Source organism: Pseudomonas sp. NFACC02 (assembly GCF_900110765.1).
GTDB lineage: Bacteria > Pseudomonadota > Gammaproteobacteria > Pseudomonadales > Pseudomonadaceae > Aquipseudomonas.
Window position 1 is genome coordinate 222,684 of sequence record NZ_FOEO01000004.1, and the last position, 21,307, is coordinate 243,990.

The 21,307-nt window shown below is 56.5% G+C and carries 17 protein-coding genes; 13 read left to right on the top strand and 4 right to left on the bottom strand.

Annotated elements, in window-relative coordinates; genetic code table 11:
* Window positions 1-57: 57 nt before the first annotated feature.
* From BMY73_RS06030 to BMY73_RS28505, 12 genes are all read left to right on the top strand, one after another.
* Window positions 58-1,131: an ABC transporter ATP-binding protein gene (locus BMY73_RS06030; RefSeq protein ID WP_092405755.1), complete on the top strand. Its 1,074-nt coding sequence runs from the start codon at window positions 58-60 to the stop codon at window positions 1,129-1,131.
* Window positions 1,118-1,990 carry an ABC transporter permease gene (locus tag BMY73_RS06035; RefSeq protein WP_062381600.1) on the top strand — a complete coding sequence of 291 codons (873 nt, stop codon included), beginning with the start codon at window positions 1,118-1,120 and terminating at the stop codon, window positions 1,988-1,990. Before BMY73_RS06030 ends, BMY73_RS06035 begins: the two co-directional genes overlap by 14 nt.
* A 6-nt stretch (window positions 1,991-1,996) precedes the next feature.
* Window positions 1,997-2,794 (top strand): ABC transporter permease, encoded by a 798-nt coding sequence (locus BMY73_RS06040; protein WP_092405757.1) that lies wholly within the window; start codon window positions 1,997-1,999, stop codon window positions 2,792-2,794.
* Window positions 2,791-3,933 (top strand): NAD(P)/FAD-dependent oxidoreductase, encoded by a 1,143-nt coding sequence (locus BMY73_RS06045; protein ID WP_092405759.1) that lies wholly within the window; start codon window positions 2,791-2,793, stop codon window positions 3,931-3,933. Before BMY73_RS06040 ends, BMY73_RS06045 begins: the two co-directional genes overlap by 4 nt.
* A complete protein-coding gene (locus tag BMY73_RS06050; protein ID WP_092405761.1) occupies window positions 3,923-4,276 on the top strand; it encodes a (2Fe-2S)-binding protein in 354 nt (117 codons plus the stop codon). Before BMY73_RS06045 ends, BMY73_RS06050 begins: the two co-directional genes overlap by 11 nt.
* On the top strand, window positions 4,273-5,649 hold the full coding sequence (locus BMY73_RS06055; protein ID WP_092405763.1) for an FAD/NAD(P)-dependent oxidoreductase: 1,377 nt from the start codon (window positions 4,273-4,275) through the stop codon (window positions 5,647-5,649). The genes BMY73_RS06050 and BMY73_RS06055 overlap by 4 nt, the downstream gene beginning before the upstream one ends.
* Window positions 5,642-6,826, top strand: a complete 1,185-nt coding sequence (locus BMY73_RS06060; protein WP_092405765.1) for an NAD(P)/FAD-dependent oxidoreductase — start codon at window positions 5,642-5,644, stop codon at window positions 6,824-6,826. The genes BMY73_RS06055 and BMY73_RS06060 overlap by 8 nt, the downstream gene beginning before the upstream one ends.
* A 12-nt stretch (window positions 6,827-6,838) precedes the next feature.
* Complete coding sequence (locus BMY73_RS06065; protein WP_370588088.1) at window positions 6,839-7,189, top strand: RidA family protein; 351 nt, start codon at window positions 6,839-6,841, stop codon at window positions 7,187-7,189.
* A 156-nt stretch (window positions 7,190-7,345) separates the two neighbouring features.
* Window positions 7,346-7,906: a carboxymuconolactone decarboxylase family protein gene (locus BMY73_RS06070; RefSeq protein WP_092405767.1), complete on the top strand. Its 561-nt coding sequence runs from the start codon at window positions 7,346-7,348 to the stop codon at window positions 7,904-7,906.
* An 852-nt stretch (window positions 7,907-8,758) separates the two neighbouring features.
* On the top strand, window positions 8,759-10,120 hold the full coding sequence (locus BMY73_RS06075) for a hypothetical protein (RefSeq protein ID WP_092405769.1): 1,362 nt from the start codon (window positions 8,759-8,761) through the stop codon (window positions 10,118-10,120).
* Window positions 10,121-10,233: 113 nt separating this feature from the next.
* Window positions 10,234-10,680, top strand: coding sequence for an RES family NAD+ phosphorylase (locus BMY73_RS28500; RefSeq protein ID WP_256570919.1), 447 nt, complete (start codon window positions 10,234-10,236; stop codon window positions 10,678-10,680).
* 24 nt (window positions 10,681-10,704) lie between these two features.
* The gene (locus BMY73_RS28505) at window positions 10,705-11,184 is read left to right on the top strand and encodes an RES family NAD+ phosphorylase (protein WP_256570920.1); all 480 of its coding nucleotides are present in this window, start codon (window positions 10,705-10,707) and stop codon (window positions 11,182-11,184) included.
* Between the two features lie 108 nt (window positions 11,185-11,292).
* Here BMY73_RS28505 and BMY73_RS06085 read toward each other — a convergent pair whose 3' ends face one another.
* From BMY73_RS06085 to BMY73_RS06100, 4 genes are all read right to left on the bottom strand, one after another.
* Window positions 11,293-11,988, bottom strand: a complete 696-nt coding sequence (locus BMY73_RS06085) for a helix-turn-helix domain-containing protein (protein ID WP_139214113.1) — start codon at window positions 11,986-11,988, stop codon at window positions 11,293-11,295.
* Window positions 11,989-12,221: 233 nt separating this feature from the next.
* Window positions 12,222-12,833, bottom strand: a complete 612-nt coding sequence (locus BMY73_RS06090; RefSeq protein ID WP_092405771.1) for a hypothetical protein — start codon at window positions 12,831-12,833, stop codon at window positions 12,222-12,224.
* Between the two features lie 238 nt (window positions 12,834-13,071).
* Complete coding sequence (locus BMY73_RS06095) at window positions 13,072-15,216, bottom strand: DEAD/DEAH box helicase (RefSeq protein ID WP_092405773.1); 2,145 nt, start codon at window positions 15,214-15,216, stop codon at window positions 13,072-13,074.
* A 1-nt stretch (window position 15,217) separates the two neighbouring features.
* Window positions 15,218-16,837, bottom strand: a complete 1,620-nt coding sequence (locus tag BMY73_RS06100; RefSeq protein ID WP_092405775.1) for a HamA C-terminal domain-containing protein — start codon at window positions 16,835-16,837, stop codon at window positions 15,218-15,220.
* Window positions 16,838-19,956: 3,119 nt separating this feature from the next.
* Here BMY73_RS06100 and BMY73_RS06110 point away from each other — a divergent pair.
* Window positions 19,957-21,258, top strand: a complete 1,302-nt coding sequence (locus BMY73_RS06110; RefSeq protein WP_092405777.1) for a tyrosine-type recombinase/integrase — start codon at window positions 19,957-19,959, stop codon at window positions 21,256-21,258.
* The last annotated feature ends 49 nt before the right edge of the window (window positions 21,259-21,307 follow it).

Here is a 21,307-nt window from a genome sequence, read left to right on the forward strand (position 1 = left end):
CTCCCCGAATCCCTTAAACACCTTCTGGAGGCGCAGGTTCGCCTGCGCGACAAACCCATGGCATTTCTCACACTCGAAGGAATCGTCAAAACGTATGGCCACTTCAGGGCCATTGATGGTTTGGATCTCGAAGTCCTGCACGGCGAATTCATCTCACTGCTTGGCCCTTCAGGCTGCGGCAAGACCACGACCCTGCAATCGATTGCCGGGTTCGTCCAGCCTACCGAGGGGCGAATCATCCTCGACGGCCGTGACATCACTCACGTGCGTCCCGAGCAGCGAGGGTTAGGCATCGTGTTTCAAAGCTATGCCTTGTTTCCCCACATGACCGTGGCCCAGAACATCAGCTTTGGCCTTGAAATGCGCGGTGTGCCAAAGGCCCAGCGCGGCAAGCGTATCGAGGAGGCGCTGGCGCTGGTGCGTCTGGACGGGCTTGGCGAGCGGTACCCGAAGGCATTGTCCGGCGGGCAACGTCAGCGCGTGGCTATTGCGAGGGCGTTGGCGATACGGCCCAACCTGCTGTTGCTCGATGAACCCATGTCCAACCTCGATGCAAAACTGCGAGAGGAGATGCACATCGAACTGCGGGCCATTCAACGCGAGTTGGGCATCACCACGATTCTGGTGACTCACGACCAGGTCGAAGCGATGACCATGAGTGACCGGATCGCCGTGATGCAAAAAGGACGCATCGTTCAGATCGATACACCGTTCGAAGCTTACGAGCGGCCTCATTCCCCCTTTGCTTCCGCGTTTCTGGGCAAGACCAACGCTTTTGCCGGGGCGGTGCAATTGCGCAACGCGCGCTGTTGCCATGTTCAGGTTCACGACACGCTGCTAAAGGTTCCCCATGAAGACCGCACGCTGGGCAATGACGTTAACGTGTACATCCGTCCGGAGAAAATCCGTCTGACGCCGATAGGCAGCGGGCGGGTGAGCGGGCGAATCCGGCTGCGGGTTTTCCTCGGCAACCTCTGGTTGATTGCAGTGGAGAGCCGCCTTGGGCTGGTACACATGACGCAGCCGAACCTGGGCGTGCCGCCGCCGGAGGAGGGCAGCGAGGTCTGCCTCGACTGGTCTGACGATGATTTGCGCCTTCTTGACCGGGAGGTTGCCCATGGCCAGGTATGACGCCGAACATGTCGGCGCGGCACCCTGGATGCTCAGTGGCCCGGCGCTGCTGGTGTTCATCGTGCTGTTGCTGGCGCCCTTGCTACTGACCGCAGTTCTCTCGCTCAACCTGTTCAGCGATGCCGGCGGTGTAATGCCCGGCTACAGCCTCGGGAATTATCTGGAAGTGTTCCGGGATGATTATTTCCACGACATTTTCCTGCGCACAGGAGGAATGGCGCTGGCGGTGACGGTGCTGTGCGTTCTGCTGGGGATACCGGAAACCATCATTCTGGCGCGCATGGCACCCCGTTGGCGCTCACTGTTTTTGCTGGTCGTGCTGGGTCCCTTGCTGATTTCAGTGGTCGTGCGGACGTTGGGCTGGGCTATTTTGTTGGGCAATAACGGCCTGATCAACGACGCGTTGCAGGCACTGGGCATTACCGATCAGCCGGTCAAGATGCTCTTCACTCAAGTGGGCGTCATCATCGCGCTGACCCACGTCCTGGTGCCATTCATGGTCATCGCGGTCTGGGCCACCTTGCAACGTCTGGATCTGCAGGTCGAATGGGCAGGATTGTCGCTGGGGGCATCGCGGCTCACGGTATTTCGCCGGATCATCCTGCCGCAGATCATGCCCGGCGTCCTGTCAGGATCCATCATCGTTTTTGCCTTGGCGGCATCCGCATTCGCGACCCCCGCGATCATCGGCGGCCGACGTCTGAAAGTCGTCGCAACCGCCGCCTATGACGAATTCCTCGGCACGCTCAACTGGCCGCTGGGTGCCGCCATCGCCATGCTTCTGCTGGTGGCGAATCTGGTCATCATCCTGGGTTGCAGCAAGCTGGCCGAGCGCCGCTTCAAGCACGTCTTCGAGTAGACGACCATGCACAAGAACGGATTTTTCTCGCTGCTGTTCCATGCTTCTTTCGTCCTGTTCATCGTCGCGCCGCTCGTGGTGGTCATGGCCATGGCCTTTACCGGCAAGGGGTATCTCTCACTGCCCACCGAGGGATTGTCGCTTCGTTGGTTCAGAGCGCTTCTGGACAATCAGGAAATGGTCGATGCGTTCTGGCTGTCGATCAGACTGGGCTTTGCCTCTGCGACCATTGCGGCGTTGTTGGCCATTCCTGCTGCATTGGCGATCAGCCGCTACGACTTCCCGGGACGGGGCGCTGTAACCGGCTTTCTCTTGTCGCCGCTGATGATTCCCTCGGTGGTGTTGGGTATCGCGTTTCTGCGGTTCTTTTCCCTGGCGCACATCGGCGGTTCGTTCTGGGCATTGACCTTCACCCATGTCGTGGTGGTGCTGCCCTATGCGCTGCGTCTCACGTTGGCGTCGGCCATCGGCCTGGAACGAGACATCGAGCAGGCGGCGTTGTCACTGGGCGCCAGCCGCTGGACAGCGTTTTACCGGGTGGTCCTGCCGCGTATCAAAACCGGTGTCGTCGGCGGCTGGATGCTGGCCTTCATTCAGAGCTTCGATGAGCTGACGATGACGGTCTTTGTCGCGACCCCAGGTACCACGACGTTACCCGTGGCTATGTACAACCAGATTTCCCAAACCATCGACCCGTTGATCACAGCGGTGTCCACGGTGCTGATTCTGGGCACGTTGGTGTTGATGTGGGTACTCGACCGCCTGGTCGGGCTGGATCGGGTGCTGATCGGAGAGGGCAAATGAGCCAGAACGCACACAGCGTCACGCAGTCGGACGTCATCGTCATCGGAGGAGGGCTGGTCGGCAGCGCAGTCGCGTATGGCCTGGCCCGTCAGGGTGCCGATACGGTGCTGCTGGATCAGGGGGACATCGCGTTCAGAGCATCGCGCGGTAATTTCGGCCTGGTCTGGGTTCAGGGCAAGGGACACGACTTGCCGGATTACTCGCGCTGGACGCGCTCATCCGCCAGCCGCTGGCCGGGGTTTGCCGAGGCGCTGATGGCGGACAGCGGTGTCGATGTGCAACTCAGGCAACCGGGTGGATTCCACATGTGCTTCAGCGATGACGAGCTGATCGAGCGGCAGTTGCGCCTGCAAAGCCTGCAGGATGCGTTGGGCGACTACCCGTTTGAGATGCTCGACGCCGCTGAGTTGAAGGCCCGTTTGCCACTGATCGGCCCCTCGGTGGTGGGCGCCAGCTACACACCTCAGGATGGTCACGTCAATCCGCTGAAGCTGCTGCGGGCACTTCATGTTTCGGGGCAGACAAAAGGCGTCCGGTACAACAGCGGCGTGGAGGTCGACACCATCGACTGTGCGCCGGGCGAGTTTCGGGTCACAGCAGGGTCGCGCCGTTTCTTGGCGCCAAGGGTTGTCCTCGCCGCAGGGCTTGGGAATCCCCAACTGGCGCGTCAGGTGGGTCTGCACGCCCCGGTAGCGCCGAATCGGGGGCAAGTACTGATCAGCGAACGTGTCCGGCCCTTTCTCGATTATCCGACGATCAATGTGCGCCAGACCGATGAGGGCACGGTGCAGTTCGGGGACTCAATGGAAGAGGCGGGGTTCGACGACAGAACGTCGACTGAAGTCCTGGCGACGATTGCCCGACGAGGACTTGCGACCTTTCCGTTGCTGCGCGATGTCCGGCTGATCAGGGCGTGGGGCGCGTTACGGGTCATGAGCCCGGATGGCTTCCCGATCTACCAACAATCACCCCTTCACCCGGGCGCCTTCGTGGTGACCTGCCACAGCGGCGTGACGTTGGCGGCTGCCCATGCATTGCGTATCGCACCGTGGATTCTGGGTGGCCCGATGCCAGACGAGTTGGGTGTATTTGCCGGCGAGCGTTTTTTGACTGACAAGGTGTTTTCTCATGCGCACTGAACCGCTGTTCCAACCCATCAAGAGCGAGACCGACTCTGCCCGAACGGTGCGCCTGAGCTTCAACGATCAGCCGCTGAGTGTTCCGGCGGGCATGAGTGTCGCGGCGGCATTACTGATGTCCGGCATCAGTCGTTTCAGAGCGACACCCGTGAGCGAATCGCCACGGGCGCCCTATTGCATGATGGGGGTCTGCTTTGAGTGCCTGGTTGAAATCGACGGTGTTCCGAATAGGCAAAGCTGCCTGATCGAGGTTTCGGAGGGCATGCGCATTCACTCACAGGAAGGCGCGCGTGATCTGATCTTCCAGCCCGTCGGCGTCCCGTTCGTCGAGGTGCAGTCATGAGCCATAAAAACGTCGATGTGGTGGTTGTCGGGGCAGGGGCCGCAGGCATGTCCGGCGCAGTGGCCCTGGCCGAGTCGGGCTTGCAGGTGGTACTGCTGGATGAGCAGGGCAGTCCGGGAGGGCAGATATACCGGGGAATCACCCTTGCACCATTGGCCCGCCGCGACATGCTTGGCCCTGACTATGCGCGCGGCAACTCACTGGCGCAGGCGTTGGCCTCTTCGACGGTTCAGTACGAGTCCGGCGCATCGGTGTGGCAGGTGACCCGTGATCATCAAGTCAGTTACCTGCGTGAAGGGCGGCTGCAGACGTTGCAGGCCAAAGCCGTGTTGCTGGCGACGGGCGCCATGGAGCGACCGTTCCCGATCCCGGGCTGGACGCTGCCCGGCGTGATGAGCGCCGGCGCTGCGCAGATTCTGCTGAAAAGCGCGGGCCTGGCGCCCGGTGAACCCGTCGTGTTGGCCGGGTGTGGCCCGCTGCTGTATCTGCTGGGTTGGCAGTACCTGCGGGCGGGCGTGGCGATCAAAGCGCTGGTCGACACCACGCGGCCTGAAGATTACTGGCGGGCCCGGCGTCATCTGTTCGCAGCGCTGCGCGCCTGGCCCTATCTGCGTAAAGGTCTGGATCTGATGCGCAGTTTGCGTCGTGCCGGGATTGCTCACTACACCGGCGCCGAGCACCTGGCAATCGAGGGAACGGACTCTGCGAGCGCCTTGAGCTTTACGGCCGCCGGGAAGCCTGTGCGCGTTGCAACGCGTTGTGTATTGCTTCATCAGGGCGTCGTGCCGAATATCCAGTTCAGTCAATCGCTACGGGCGCAGCATGAGTGGGACGCTGCGCAGCTGTGCTTCAGTCCGGTAACGGATGTTTGGGGCGAACTGGACGTGGCCGGCGTGTATGTCGCGGGGGACGGGGCCGGGATCGGCGGTGCTCAGGCCGCTGCGGTGCAGGGGGAGTTGGCGGCACTGGCCATCGCCTGCAAGCTGAAGAGCATCACGCCCGAGCATCGGGATCAGGAGGCGGCGTCGCTACGCGCAGGCCTTGACGCCCATTTACGCATTCGCCCCTTTCTCGATGCACTGTACCGCCCGAAAGACGAGAACCGGATTCCGGCCGACGACGTGATGGTGTGCCGGTGCGAAGAACTGACAGCAGGAGAGGTGAGGGCCTTCGTCAAGCTGGGCTGCACCGGCCCGAATCAGGCGAAATCTTTCGGTCGTTGTGGCATGGGGCCGTGCCAGGGTCGGATGTGCGGCCTCACGGTCACCGAGGTCATTGCCCATGCCCGGGGTGTGCCTGCGTCGGAGGTCGGTTATTACCGGATTCGTCCGCCGATCAAACCGATCACGTTAGGGGAGCTGGCCGGTGAGTGAAGACATCAGACGTGAAAGCGATGTGCTGGTCATCGGCGGCGGCATTCACGGCTTGAGCACCGCCTTCCACCTCGCTCAACGCGGCGTCAAGGTGACGGTACTGGAAGCCGACTATTGCGCCCGGCATGCTTCGGGCGTCAACGCCGGAGGCGTACGCACGCTGGGGCGACATGTCGCCGAGATTCCTCTGGCGCTGTCGTCGCGGACGTTATGGCATGAGTTACGCAGCGTGCTGGGCGATGACGGCGGCTTCGTTCCCAGCGGTCAGTTGAAGCTGGCGGAAAACCAGGATGAGTTGCAGGAATGCCGCGAGCGCGTGCGACACCTTCAGCGCCTCGGGTTCAGTCACGAAGTATTGATTGGCCCGGAAGCTGTCTTCGACATCATCCCCACCGTGGCACGTCACGTGGTGGGGGGCATCTGGGTCAAAGACGACGGCTATGCGACCCCGTTCAGAACCGTGACCGCGTTTCGTCTCGCGGCGCAGAAGCTGGGCGTGCAGGTGTACGAAGCCACGCCAGCGAAACGGATTGATCATAAGGAAGGGCGGTGGCACGTCACCGCAAAGGGCGGCGTGTTTTCGGCTGAACATCTGGTGATCACAGCGGGCGCCTGGGCGCGAGAGCTGGCCGCGCAGGTTGGTGAGTCGGTGCCCGGGCGTCCCGAAGGCCTGATGCTGATGGTCACCCACCGTGTTGCCCCGTTTTGCGCGCCCGTGCTGGGGGCCACCGGGCGTTCGCTGTCGTTCAAGCAGTTTGCCAACGGCACGGTGGTGATCGGTGGAAAGCTGATCGGCACCCTGGACTTTCCGGCACGCCATGGCGAGGTCGACATGACCCGTCTAGGCACCAGCGCACGCACGGTTACCGACCTGTTCCCCCATCTCAAACACCTGGGCGTCAATCGTGTCTGGGCCGGGGTCGAGGCTTTCACCGAAGACGATCTGCCGGTCATTGGCCCCAGCCGCAACGCGACTAACCTGAGCTACGCCTTCGGCTTTTGCGGCAGTGGATTCCAGATGGGGCCCGGGGTTGGCAAACGTCTGGCTCAGCAGATTGTGGGCGAGCATTCGGACATTGCACTTGATGCCTTCGCCATCGACCGATTTCAAAACCCGGTGAGCGCTGCGTCGCCCGAGGTCCTTGAACCCGTTACATCCATCGTTCCACACCATTAAGGAGTTCACATGCTGGAAATCACCCGCATCGAAACCAATCAACGCATGAGTCGCGTCGTTCAGTGCAACGGTTTCACATTTGTCGGCGGCCAGACCGCCACCGATCGTACCCTGGACATCAAAGGGCAGACGGCTCAAGTCCTCGAGAAAATCGACAATTTCCTCGCCAAGGCCGGACTGGACAAGACGCGCATTCTCAGTGCCCAAGTCTGGCTTTCTGACATTCAGGCGAACTTCGCGGGCATGAACGAAGTCTGGGATGCCTGGGCTCCGGAGGGGCACGCACCTGCCCGAGCGACCGTTGAGGCACGATTGGCTGCTCCGGATCTGCTCGTCGAAATTACCGTGGTGGCGGCAGGCTGATTGGTTGCTCGCGAGCCTGTGCAGCCAGGGTTTTGGCATTGCACAGGCTTGCGCGCTAGCGCGTATGTTTTGTTCTGGATTACCCTCAGCGGTCATCAACGAATGCACGGGCGACGTCATCGAGAGCGCTGACGACCGGCCTGAACCAAGGAGTTTATGGACATTCAATCGCGTCTCACCCCCTTGCAGCCTGATCAGATGAGCGACGATCAAGCGCGCGTGCTGGCGGACATTCTGAAGGGGCCTCGCGGCAATCTGGACGGACCTTTCCTCGCATGGATTCACAGCCCGGTGCTGGCAGACCACGCCCAGCGTCTGGGGGCGTTTTGCCGGTACGGTACCGCTTTGGAATCAAGGCTGACCGAACTCGCCATCCTTACCACCGCCGCCTGGTGGCGCTCTCAAGCCGAGTGGCAGATCCATGAGCCCATCGCCAGAAACGCAGGCCTTTCCGACAGCGTGATCGACGCGATCAGGCAGCAACGGACCCCGACGTTTACCTGCATCGACGAACAATGCGTTTACGAGATCGGCCAGTCGCTTTACCAAACCCGACGTGTCGATACCGCACTTTACGAGCAGGGCATCGCGCTCTTTGGCGAGCCCGCCATGGTCGAGCTGATCGGCGTATACGGGTATTACTCGCTCGTCGCGATGACGCTCAATGCCTTTGAAGTGAGGCGTGATCTGGATAGTCCGTTGCCGTTTGATGAGTAGGGGCTATGCATGTCCTTCGGCAAGGCGGATGTCAGCGTGTTGTTTCACGCGCCTGAGAGGCATGAACTGAAAGGACTTAAATCAGGACCGTTCACGAGCGCCCATCACCATGATCATGCCGCACCCGGCTCCGTCGTGAGACGAAGCAGGTGAAGCAAGGCGTTATCGGGCGAACCGATTGTTTGTTGTTCCTTTGGTGTTATCGATGAACCAAAACCACCGCTCATCTGCTTTCACGACGTTGCATTCTTCGCCGTAGGCCGAATACGTCACACAAATAACATCGCCAGTTATCTTCCAGTTTCCGGTTGCTTCAGGGTCACCTGTTATATGGATTCTGGCCTTGCCGTCAGCAGTCAAAACCTCGGTGAATGCTTGCCCCCCTCGAAGTCACGCTTTGGTGTGATCGTCCTATGAATTGAGCTGAGATTTCGCTACCGCTGATTTGTCTGGCGCCGGGCGGCGGCGGGGCATGTGCGTCCTTGGTCGGGCTGCTGCTGCCGCCAGCGCAGGCACTCAGCAGTACCGTGAGTGCTGTCATGTAAATCGCTCTCATGAGTCATTCCTCTATACGAAAAAAGGTATGAGTCATTTGCGCGGAAGCAACGGCTCAATACTGACATTCCGAAGAGGTCTTTGTGAAAACGCAGACGTTTAAACAAATTGACTCGTGATTAATGTAGCAGCCTATGCAGAAGTTGTTTGCATGTGGATGCCGCCTTCGGTCGTTCAGGATTAAGCGGGGCCTTTCAATTAAAAAAAGTACCTTACCCAACCGGTCAATTCGAGAAGTCTTGTCAGACTCAGCTAAGCTCCACTTCTAGAGTATTACCCCCGCTATTGGAGCAGCCCATGAAGCGTATCGCCACTGCTGCCTCGCTGTGCCTCGTCATGCTCCTCGGGGCGTGCGCGCCGTATACCGCCTATAGAACCCAGAATACTTTGTGCGAAACAGGTAAGGCCGATTGCTCGAAGGCAAATCTGCAACGGCACGCTGGCACAAGCATCTCTCCAGGCGACTACTTTCTAGGTTTCGTCGAATTTAACGATCAGGGCGACTTGTGGCAGCGTCAGGGGATGGAGGCAGTGCTCAATCACCTGAATACCGAGGCCGCGGCCAAGGACTTACTGATCGTGGTTTTCGTCCATGGTTGGCACCACTCGGCAAAGGAGGGAGATCCCAATATCAACACGTTCCGTTCGGTGCTGGCTGATTTAGCGCGGGCAGAGGCGGCCTCTGGGCGACCTGCCAGGGAGGTCGCGGGCGTTTATGTCGGTTGGCGCGGTGATTCGCTGGCGTTAGGCCCCGTGAACAACGTGACCTTCTGGGATCGCAAAAACACGGCGGAGAAGGTTGGCCACGGGCAAGTTACCGAACTGCTCAGCCGAATCGAACTCATCAAGCGTACCCAAGACAGCAAGGCTCGCGATGCTGCATTTGAAATCAAGCGTAAACGCTCCGCCGGGAGCGCTCAGTCAACTGATGAAAACCGCTGCGGTAAACTTGTCGCCGCAGGCCAGGAGGTCACCAGTCAAACCAAGTTGGTTGTTATCGGCCACAGTTTTGGCGGCCTGGTGGTGCAGTCTTCTATCGGGCAGATCCTTGAGGATCGCGCCATACGCACCAAAGGGGGCGATTACGGCTGTCAGCTTGACGTCGAGGGATTTGGCAACCTGGTGGTGCTCATCAATCCGGCGTTCGAAGCCCAACGCTACTCTGGCTTACACGACATCGCGTCCCACCGCACCTGGTTCCCGCCGCAGCAACTGCCAGTAGAAGTGATCCTCACCTCTAAAGCAGACGATGCCACCGGCGTACTCTTCCCCTTGGGCCGGCGCTTTAACACAGTGTTCGAGCGAGATGGCTGGGACAAGAAGAACCTTACAACGGTCGGGCATTACCAGCCCTACATCACTCATGAGCTGTACAAGGCAGCGCCGGGCCAACCCGAGTCACAACCCCTCATGAAAGCCTGGTCAGCCGGTGGGCAACCGAGCTCACGGTTAACCATCGCAGGCCTGACGCTGGAACGCACCCAGTTGGGAGATCGAAATCCCTACATGAACGTGAGCGTGAGCGGTGACCTGATCAAGGACCACAACGATATCGGCGAGCCGCAAATCATCGAATTCCTTAAACAGATGATTCTGTTATCGACCCTGCCCGAAAATGACCGGCATTTCATACAGACGTTACCTGCTGGGGAGTTGTAATAAGGCAGCACGGGCAGGCTTTGGACGTTGAGGAGAGCCGAGCCTTGCGATAGCTCGTTGTTATTACGCATCTAGAGAGACTGTAAAAAACACTTATTCTGGTGCGCCTCGCTTTGATTCCACCTGAATCCTATAGTAACGACACCAACTATGTCCTCCTGCCATTCACTCCCAACAATGTCGGGCACCAATGGTGCGAGTTTCAGGAAGGCATGACGCATGGCAACCGCTACTTCAATGACAGCGCCAGAAATTTCCTGAGGTGGCTGTTTGAAGGGGGGGATCACTATTCCGCGTCATCTGAGGAAAACTCGGTGGTGCGACTACTCACTCCTGATAATGCAGCCCCCTTTTTCCGTGCTCGGGTATGCTCAGGGTACGAGGACGTCGAGGTTATCTGCGCTGATCCTGCTCGCAATCTCGGTGCGCCCCCCAAGGGGAAAGCAGGCGAGGGCAGGATGAATCCTGCCGGGGTGCCTGCGTTCTATGGCGCTTTTGATCGCGAAACGTGCGTTGCTGAGCTTCGACCTCGGGTGGGCAGCGATGTGGTCAGCGGCTAATTTCGGTTAAATGCAGACGTGAGGGTGTTGGACTTTGGCCGGCTTGAGAGCGCAGACCTCGGCCCTTCACCAAGCTTTTTTGACCCCAAGTATTTCGAGAAAACGGGGCGGCAGGAATTTCTTCGCTACCTGCATAACGAGATCACAGCCCCCGTGAATCCTGGAAACCAGCGCAGCTACCTGATCACGCAGGTTATTGCCGAATACCTGGCAACCCATTACGTGCCGCGCTTTGACGGGGTTATCTTCAAATCTATGCAGAAAGAGGGCGGGCAAAACCTGGTGCTCTTCTCGCACGTCGCTTGCGAGGCCACTCCGATGACCTGGCCGGTTTCAGGTGGATACTACGTGCGTGGCCGTAAGGCTTCGGATGCGCGCCGAATCGAATACGTCAATGGCAGCCTCATCAAGCACACCATCAAAGGAGTGGTCTTTGGCACTGATGAGTATGTGCTCCCCGAGACACTGCCCGTTGCTGTGCCACAGCCGGTTTTTGATTTCTAGGGCAGCCAAAGCTTGATGGCCAGCCCTCCGCCGTTCCCTCAGTGTTTGAGCCCTCACTGTGTAGCGAGGATGCGTTGGGATAAGCGTCCTTGCTCATGGTTGCAGGACTTAGAAGCGGAAATCCGGTTTCTTCTGCACCGCGAACTCGTCAGGAGCTTTGCCCTGTTCGAAGGCAATCAGGTACGTCATCTGGACAGTCATGGGCTTCGCATCGGGCTGGCTGTCCGACACTTTCAGGTGTACCTCACGCGTTGCGCAATGAATCGACACCTGCTGCGTGAGCAGTTCATCAATCAGTTCCTGCATCTCGTCGTACACCGAAAATTTTGAAGTTTCCGGGTATTCGCTGGCGCAGTCCCGATATTCACGGAAATAGTCGATAAGCGCTGCAAAGACCTCGTGCGCCTCACGTTTGATTTCAAAACCAGGCTGGCAGATATCGACCGTAGAACCTTCGGCGAGCTTGGCGAGTTGGCGGCCAGTCGACAGGGGAAAGGTCGGGAGCGTGATGTAGTCTCGGTCAAAACGGGCTTTCTCTTCCTTGAGTTCTTCTTCGGTGGGAATGATGTAGGGCTTGTTGAATGCGTCGATGTCTTCGATCTCGAATGCTCGCGCGAGCGCGCGGCGGGTATCGAAGCTCGCCGACTTTGCATTCTCGACGCGCTGGACAGTTCGCACGTTCAAACCCGCGAGCTCGGCCAGGGTCTCTTGTGACCACTGAAAGACCTCACGCATTTTGCGAATAAGGGCAGCGAATTCTTCAAGGTTCAACAGGCGAGGTTGGCCAGACGTGGTGCTGTTCATTGTTTCGCTCCATCAGAAGGTTGGTAGGACTCATGATGCGGCAGCCCCCAATGACACAACACGACAGGAGCCCGACAGCGCCCGCCAGTCCAGCGGCCGGGTGCCATCACGGGGCTCTCGTCGAGGAGTCGCAGACAGATGTCATCAGCGATTTGAAAAGTCGGTACCCTTGAATGGGGCCTCAAACCGATGAGCCACGACAGTTTTCTACCCCCATAATCGCTTGATGGAATTCACCTCAGGTACATCTTTTGAGTTCGAAGCATCGCGATCTGGAACGTGTCGCCGTAAATACCATTCGTCTCCAGTACGACCCTGTCCTTAGACGTGCTACGGATGTCGTAGCGTTGAGACTGCGCCAGCTCAAACTTAGGCCCAAGATCCAAGCCCGGCATTGTGCCGAATGCATTGAGTGCTTGTGCTGAAACGGTGCGGTTCCCCAACGTGGTGCTGATAAGCGGTGCTTGGGCATGTGCCAGCTTGATCACCAATTCATCATCGTTGGCCTGCCATTCACCATTCCCGTCGAATGCGTACACCGCCTTAAAAGGCGTACCCGGCTTTGTGCTGACAGATTGCATTTCGCCAGTGAGCCTGTATGTCTTGTTTGAGAAATATTGAATAGTGCCCTTGAAGCGAACGACGCAGTCACGATCGGGGTATTCAAACTCTTCGTACCAATTTCCCAATAGCGCAGGGTTGACGCCGTCTTGAGATTTTGGGGGTATGGCGTAAGGCAGAAACGGCCCGACTATGGACGCGACTTGGGATGCCCAAGAAATAGCGCCCGCTACCAGTAAGCCGCAACCCACCCATAGTGTTCTGTGTTGTTTAAACCAGTTCATTGCTTGGCCTTTCGTAATCGTCCGGTAAGCCCGTCTTGACCGCTATTTTCCAGGGGCAGAGCGAACTGTGTTGGGCGTTGTGCAGCGCCCCAGGCGCTTTGGCGAAAAAAAGCGGTTATTCGGAGTAGTAGAATTTGCCACGCTCACCCCCGTCGCTTTCATCATCGACATCCATCTGGGGGCGAGTGATTCAACCAAGTGCGGGCCGCACCTACGCTAATCGAGTCTGATGAGGCCTTCAGATTTCCTCGACAGCCCATTTAACAATCTGTTTTTCAAAGCTACTCAGTGGCGACGATGCGATCTTGGGGGCCCAAGCTCTCAGGTTGGCTAGTAACTGCGTGAGACCATCCGCTGGCAGAATGGCACTTTTAAATTTTGACGAAATTTGGACAGGTACCCCGTACTCATCCAGCGCAGTGAGGAGTGGATCATGAAAGAGGTTTTCGAGCTGTTCAGCGAAGAAACCGAAATCGCCAGGTTCAACATTCACACGTCTAAAAACGTCGGCTTGGATTTTGCTCAGCGCCATGATGTCTCGCGGCAGGCGGTAGGATATGACATTGCGGATCAGCTTCAATCGTTGCCCGATTGACTCGCTAGGTGTGCGATCAGAAATGTCCTCATCTATTGCTTGTTGCAGATACGCCTGAAAGTTTTTTTGAGCCCTGAGTGCATTGATGTGCCAAGCGAGTTGAAGGCCGGAATGGATGCCGTACTCCTGTAGCTTATGCGGCAGGTGGTCATAGATGAGCGTGCATAGGTATTCCAGCTGCTTTTGCTCAGGATTACCTTTCCAGGTGAGCAACTCACGGCCCAAAATCTTTTCCCTAAGGATTCTGTCAGCTACTTCGACCTGTCTATCAATCGGAATGTGCCGGTTCTCAATTAATGTTGACGTAGAGAGTTGAGGCGTGGCGTAGGCAGCTTCCAACCGCTGCTTTGACTGGTCGGTGAGGTATTCAGGCTCCAATTTCATCAGCAGTCCCATGGGCGAGGCGCTGTCCTGAAGCCCGATGGGATAGTCGACCGTGAGGCTTTTCTCTTCTGGAGGCTCCTCCAGCATGAACACCTTGCCGATGAAGTACTGATTCATACGCCCAGCTCGGCCAGATATGTTCTTGAATGTGAAAAAATCAAAAGTATTTTTGTTGATCCGCCTGTCGTAGATGATGACGTTTTCGGCAGAGGTGTTTACCCCCTCGATCATGGTTGATGTGCAGATGATGTACCGAATAGATCGTTCGTTGAACAGCTTCACGAAATATTGCTGGATTGCTCTCGGCACGCCGCCGTGGTGAATGCCAATTCCCAGCGAAATGGCCTTGGCTACGTTCCATGCCGGATGATAATTTTCAGCGATCCATGCCGAAATCTCCCGGGTAGCTTCCAGCGCAGGAAAGTCACCTTCATCGATCAGGAATTGCGCGACCCTGTTGGCACTGGCTGGGGACTGGCAGTAGATCAACGTGGGTGTGGTGATTTGCTGACAAAGCTCCAGCAGCTTTTCCTTGCGCTCGTCACCTCGGGTGCGAAGGTTGTAGTGCGTAACATCGACCGCCACCGTCGAGAAGTTCGAAGGGATGAAGTTGTACTCATATTTGTCCAGGCCCTGAATGTTGTGGATGTGAGGGCCTAGCAGGTAGAACTGAGCACCCAGGTTCGCGAGTCTGTGGAAGGCCAGACTCAGGTCGACTGATCTGTTCTTCTCTTCAGAGTCGCTGGCGAGGTCAAGCTTGTAGAATTCATCGATGACGAAGAAGTCGACGTCGTCCAGATCGTCGCGTTGTAGCACACGCTCCTGAGTCAGCAGGTAGACGTTAGTAACAGACGCTTGCGCCTCCTGGCTAGGGTGAGTGATGACGTTGCAGGACTCTCGGAAGCGCCTCACCAGCCGACGACGCGTTTCGTCAATGAGCGCAATGGTCGGAACAATGACTACGACTTTCCGAAATTTCCCTTGAGCTAGGACGGCGTCGATCACCAAGCTCTTGCCCACGCTCGTTGATGCGCTGAGCACGACGTTTCGACCTTGCATCAATAGATGGAAAACATGTGCCTGCAAACGGTGAAAGACCATGCCCTTCTCTACACCCTGTACCCGATGAACCTCGTAGGCGAGGCGGTCGGCGGCGGATACTTGGTCTACATGTTCGGTAATGTAGGGGAATAGACCAACCGTGCGAACCAGGCTGAGTAGCAAAGACTGCTCGACCTCGTCGAACAGTTTGAATTTGTCCAAGAAGCGGATGACCAGATCACGGCCTTCCCATTCTGGGTGGCCTTTATTCACAATGTGAGTCAGGCCCGCAAACAACCCGGTCTTGTCGTCCGTGCTGCTGCCTAGCGACTCAAGCTGACGTTTTACCAGTTCGTATTTCATATCAGCTGGCCGCCTTGCAGAGCGAGTTAAATTTCCGGACGAGCTGCTGGATGCTCTCAATCGGAACCAGGAACACGACGACCCTGACTTGCTGGATTTTCGCAGGGAGCGCATTGGCCAGCGCGGAGTAATGTCGTGTCACTTCTGTCTTCAAGGTCGCCAGGTAGTCCGATAGATAACCGCCCGAGAGTGCATCGCTGTCGTAGGCTAACAAAATCGGGAAGCACAGCACCTTGAGCATGTCCTGCGCAGGCGCGTTTCGCTGCAGGGCCTTATTGAACTCTTCAGCATTGGGCAAGTGGTGATGAGGTTCACGAAGCGTGACGATGATCTCTCGCTCCTCGGTTAGCGCTGCCCTGGAGATTGTAGAGTCCAAGACATCACAAATTTCCTGGAGCGTCTGATCCATAGTGCCCGTTGAGATCATTCTGGAAAGGCCAAGCCATAGCTGATCTGCCTGGCCTGCCTGCTGAACGATGTGTGCGTTCCCGAACTCCGAGAGCTTGCCGTTGACGGCATAGAATACCTTGCACGCGATCGGCTCACTGTTCTCTCTGTTCCGTAGGATCGCGTGCAGGATCAGTTCTGCAATCAGCCGATCACGAGGCACAGACGTTTGAGTCAACATGCTGACAGATTTAGCCAGCGCACTTGGAATCTGATGGATTTGAAAATTGGCGATCTCGCTCGCGCGCAAGCAGAACTCGGGAAGCCATTGCAGCAGATGCTCCGCTAGTTGGTCGCCTCGCCATTCCTCAAAGTCGTACTCGACGTCAAAACCCGAGAGCGATCGGAGCAGGCCGTCCTCAGTGGTCGTGTGGAACTCCACGAGGAATGGATCAGGCTTCGACTTGTACGGTTTTGCGAAGGCCATTGAGTGCTTAGATGCCGCAGTGAGCAGTGCCTTGAGGCGTTCCAGGGCTGCACTGCGGGTGATGATCTTGTCACCCGGCGCAGTTTTCACATCGGCGGTCGCCGCGTCATCAGCCCAGCCGAGAAATACCTCGTAGATATCTTTCTGCTGGCGATGTGATGGGCTCTCCCCATAAAGATCGCAAAGCTCTGAGAGCACCCGCAGATTCGTGGATTCCAAGGCGCCGACGTTGCCACAGACCTGCCAGACGAAATTATCCGCCCAGTAGGAGAAATCCCTTCCCATCGTTGAAATGGTTTTGGGGAATTTCTTTGCCAGCTTGGTGCCCTGAGCAGTGGCAGCGTCGGGCGTAATCCTTTTATCCAACTCCGTGGAAAAATCCTCAAGCACCTTCGCGATATCTCGTTTTGAAACGATGCGAAAGCAGGCTCTGCCAAGTCGAATGTCGCATTTGAGCGATTTTTGGAAAAGAGAGCTATCGACCTTTTTACTATCCAGAGCGGTGCTTTCCTTCAGATTCCACTTCGAATCTTTTTCCGTGGTTTTGACCTGAATGTATTCGTTGACGGTTTCTCCTGCCTGGAGCCTGACCCCTACGATGTCGTCGGCGGTTTCGCATTCAACTTGCAAATAGCTGCTGTCACGAAGCATTTTCAATATGACCATGACAGCAACGTGGTCTTGATATTTGAAACCTTGACGAGCCGCTGGCCCACCTTTGTTCGATGGGCGGGGAATACTCACCATGACGTCCTTGTATCGATGAAAGGGCAGATGGATTGTCGCTGCGCAACAGCCGCAGGAGCTCACTTACGCATCAATTGATGGCGCCAAGCTACCATTGTTGGCGGTTCGCCGACTATCCCTGTGTTGGCACATGCCCTGCAAATTGCGGGCTCGCTTTCGCTCAATGGTGTCGCAATGTTGCTTGTGGGAGCTTCCTCTCAAGTATCAGTTAACAACCAGCGATACTGACATCGACGCGCTAATTGAGCAACTGGTGGAGGAGGGGTGTGACGATGCACTGGTGGGCGCTGGGCAATCTGGCCGGCTTGGCAAATCGCCCGCGAACAATTGGGCCAATCCAGTCCGACGGCGGGTTTCGACAGAACTCAAGATAGTCCTCGGCGTCTTGGCGCTTGAGCTGGCTGAAAGGTTTGCGCTTAACAAGCATCGACCATAGCAATCGTTCCACATGTGTACGGTAAGACGTAAACGTGAAGCTGTTGTCCGAGAATGACCTCAGAAACTGCGCGCCGCGAGGTAACCCTTGTGTGCCTCAACCTCGGGCTGAAATGAGTCTAAGTAAACTCGGACGCACACCATGCCAGGCTCAGGCGAACTAAAGTCCTGATCAATGAAGATCTCATAGGACTCGAAGATGGGCCGTGGCAGCTGAGGCATTGGAAGGATTTACCAAGTGTTTAGCTTCTGCGAGAAACTTCCAGTATTGGGAGTAACTGGAAGTTAGAAGGGTGCATGTCACAACCTTGCTCTCGCCATCCGCTAATTAATAGAATGATCGTTTGACAATGCCCGATACGAGCGCTCTACGTACTGATGCGCAACTCCACTCTTTGAAATTTCATGACGCTTAGATAGCTGATAGAATTCGACAGCAAGCCTTGACTTACATCTTTAGCTGTACTAGCTGCGCTGACTTTCTAACTTGGAAATCGTGGTGTTCGGTTTTAAAGTATATTGTCGGCAGGGTTGTTTAATCGTAGGTTTGATTTTTTCAGGCGTGTTTATCGCAGGGTTTACTTGTTAATTGAGCATATCAATTCGGATGTCTGCATTACTCTTTTTTGCGTAAATTGAGTACCGGGACTGCCGGGAGGTTGGGGTTAGCCTGGGAGCACGCCTACGGGTTGACTCAGGGTGCTGGCTGGCGGCTGGCGGCGACAGCCTAAGCGTTACGCAGGGTTTATCGACAAAACTGGAGCGGCCGGCCGCGTTAACCGACCGCAGTCCCAGCGAGCATTGGGCTATGGCCGGCCAGGCCCATTGCAGATAAATGCAATGGATAACAGAGTTTTGGCTTTCGGCTTTCAGTGCCCGGCGGTAAATTGTGCGGGCTTATGTGCTTTAAGCGTATTTACGTGTGTTTACGCTGATCGCTTTGTAGTGACGCTCAATCATCGGATATTGCATCGGTCGCAACTGCAATGGGCTGCTGATGAGTAAAGGTGTCGAGCAGGTTTTCTTTGCAGCGGTAGCAGCTCAATCACATTTCATCAGAATCAATTTCTACAGGTTTTTGCAATTTACGTTTCTACAAATTTATGAACAATAAACATTTCTACAGATTATTGAAAAATGACGTTTCTACCTGTTGTTGAATAAACAGCTCTCAACTATCCGGATTCACTGGAGCGCGTGCGTGGCCACGAGGTGGTCAAGCGGTAATCCTGGGCTAACTCCTAGCGTGACGATGTTGATTGAGCGCGTCAGTACTTACCGGGCTGGCGTAGCTTCGGAGGTGGCGCTGTCAGTGCAGAAAACAGCCCGTAGCCCCGCACAGCAAGGCTTCTAGGCGCGAGGGCTGCCTGGATACCAATCCAGCGACTGAACCAGTCGACGTTTTTCCGAGTAAATGAAAGGTGGGCGTTTATCTTCGTTTGTGAAAAATTGGCTGGAGGCCAAGAAATACGGGGTCTTCAGGCTATTTGTAGGGATTAGATCCGTGCTCGACCATTCTGGTAGTTTTTGCAAAAAAGGGCTACGCCGCAACTCAGCGTAAATTTGGGCTGAACCGCTGGAGGTCACGTCTGACGCGGGGTTCAGGGAAGGCCGGAGTGGTTTTCTACTAGTTTCGCGAACGCTTCGTTAACCACAAATTCTGCGTAGTTCTTAAAGTCTTTGTGACGGCCTTAGACACATAATTTAACATAATATACATTATACGTAACAACGTATTACCAATTGGGGCGGCAGTCCTCGATCAGTAGCGCCCTGAGTCAACGCGCCGTGTCTATCTACCAGGACGCTTGCGGACCCACGTCCTAGACAACGGCGCTTTTCCTCTTGGTTCACAAATGACTTCTTGCCACAGGCTGCGTCGTGTCGCTCTCATTCAAGAGCCTGGCTTTTGTTCTCCCGGCTCCGAGTTACTTGCTGCCATCACTGAGTCCGGTCTCTAACGCTGACGCGCGCCTGCCTGGCCAGTGCCGTAGTCCTCACGTTTTCTGAATGTTTACTCGCAGCAGGATTCACGCCGGGACGTCGCCAGGCTGAGTTATGGGCAAATTGGTAAGCGGATCAGCAACCAGGGAGCTTGCGGCTTCACGGGCTTCTTTGCCACGGGGTCTGCTGAAATAGATCCGCTTATCCTTTTCAGACAGGTCTTGGCTTGCGATGGATTGGCTGAGGTCGCCGGCACCGGATGGAACGCCCGAAGAACCGATAGCCGGCCACCATGAGCAAGTGCTTCCAGCTGGCGCTTGATTGCCGATCTGGACCTTTCAGCTCTGCTCTGATCCCCTCGAGCCGAAAAACATCCTGGAAAAGGCCGTTTTCTTCACACCATCTTGTGATCGGCAGATTGCGTACGTATAGCAATCCGGGCTGTGTCGCGCCGTCAACCGCTTGCCAGGCTATTCCGGGAAATTGTGCGCCCCCTTCTGACTGAGGTCATCGCTTGGAACAAGGACGTAGCGGAGAATGAAAGCTTAATAGACGGTGTATCCAGAACGAATTGCGCGCGTCATTGACCCAACGGTCAACGGGAGATAATGCCATCTAAAGTGAAATAGAGGCCTATCTCAACATGTAATATCCGATAACTACCAGACCCGGATATTGCACGGGCGAAGGTTTGAGGCGATTATGTCGCCATTTTCAATGCTGGCCCACGACGAGTTTTCATGTCTGCATCAGTCACTCCACACCCGCTTTTTGAAACGTACGCCCGCTTCGGTCAGCTGAATTTCAGCTCCTTGAAGGAAGAACTCCCCGCTATTGTAGGTTATCTTCAGGAGTTTCCAGAACAGACTCAGGCGTTCGAAGGCTACCGCGCGGTGCGTAGCTTTCTTAAGTCTTACTCAGGCAATGAGGCCACGTTCAATTCCTATCGGACGCACGTCGAGCGTCTGCTGCTGTGGACGCTGCTCAAAGCCCGAGTTCCCTTGTTGGAAATGCGCCGTACCCATGCCGAAGGATTTATGGAGTTCTGCTTGGCACCAGACCCCGCCTGGGTTGGGCCTGTGGTCAAATCCCGCTTCAATCGCATCGGCGCACGCAAGAAAACGGCGACCGATACTTATGCGCTAAACCCCGAGTGGCGGCCATTTAGTCAGACCGTTTCCAAGCAGGAGCGCAAGCGCGCCAAGGAACAGAACCGCCCCGCTCTGCCGGACGCCTATAAACTTTCTCAAGGCTCCATTGCGCAGATTTTCGCGGTGTGTGGCAGTTTTTTTCAGCATGCAATCGACGAAGGTTTTTGCGAGCAGAATCCATTTCGAGCGGTCAAGCAAAAGAGCAAGTATAAGCAGCGTAATACCGATGATCAGGACACTCGGATCCTGACCTCATTGCAGTGGGATTTCGTGCTGGAAACCGCTGAGCAAATGGCCACGGTTGACGCTCGATATGAACGCACGCTGTTCATCGTAGCAACGATTTTCGCGATGTATCTGCGCGTTTCCGACCTGGTCGGGCGTGAGAACTGGAAGCCGACCATGGGAGATCTTCGTAAGGACAGCGCAGGCAACTGGTGGTATCACGTGGTAGGCAAAGGCAACAAGGCCGGCAAGATCAGCGTGCGTGATGATTACGTCGAGAATTATCTGAAGCGCTGGCGTCTGCACCAGGGGCTGTCTCCCCTGCCCGGTTTCCGCGAAACCACGCCGCTGATCGCGACTCAACGCGGCCGCGCCGGGCTTTCGGACCGCCACATTCGGGTACTACTGCAGGAGGTGTTTGATCGCGCACTGGCGCGCATGCAGGCCGAGGGCTGGTCGGACGAAGACGTGGGCCGCCTGCGTGCTGCCTCGCTCCACTGGTTGCGACACACTTCGGCGACCTTCGATGCGCCCCATCGTGACATGAAGGATCTGCAGGTGGATCTGCGTCATAACAGCCTGAGCACGACGCAGAACGTCTATTACAACTCCGAGGACGAGAAGCGCGCCTACTCCGTGAAACGGTTGCCAATGAAGGACAGATGAGTCAATTCAGGGAGGAAGCGATAAACTTTTCCGCGCTGAACAATGCAAC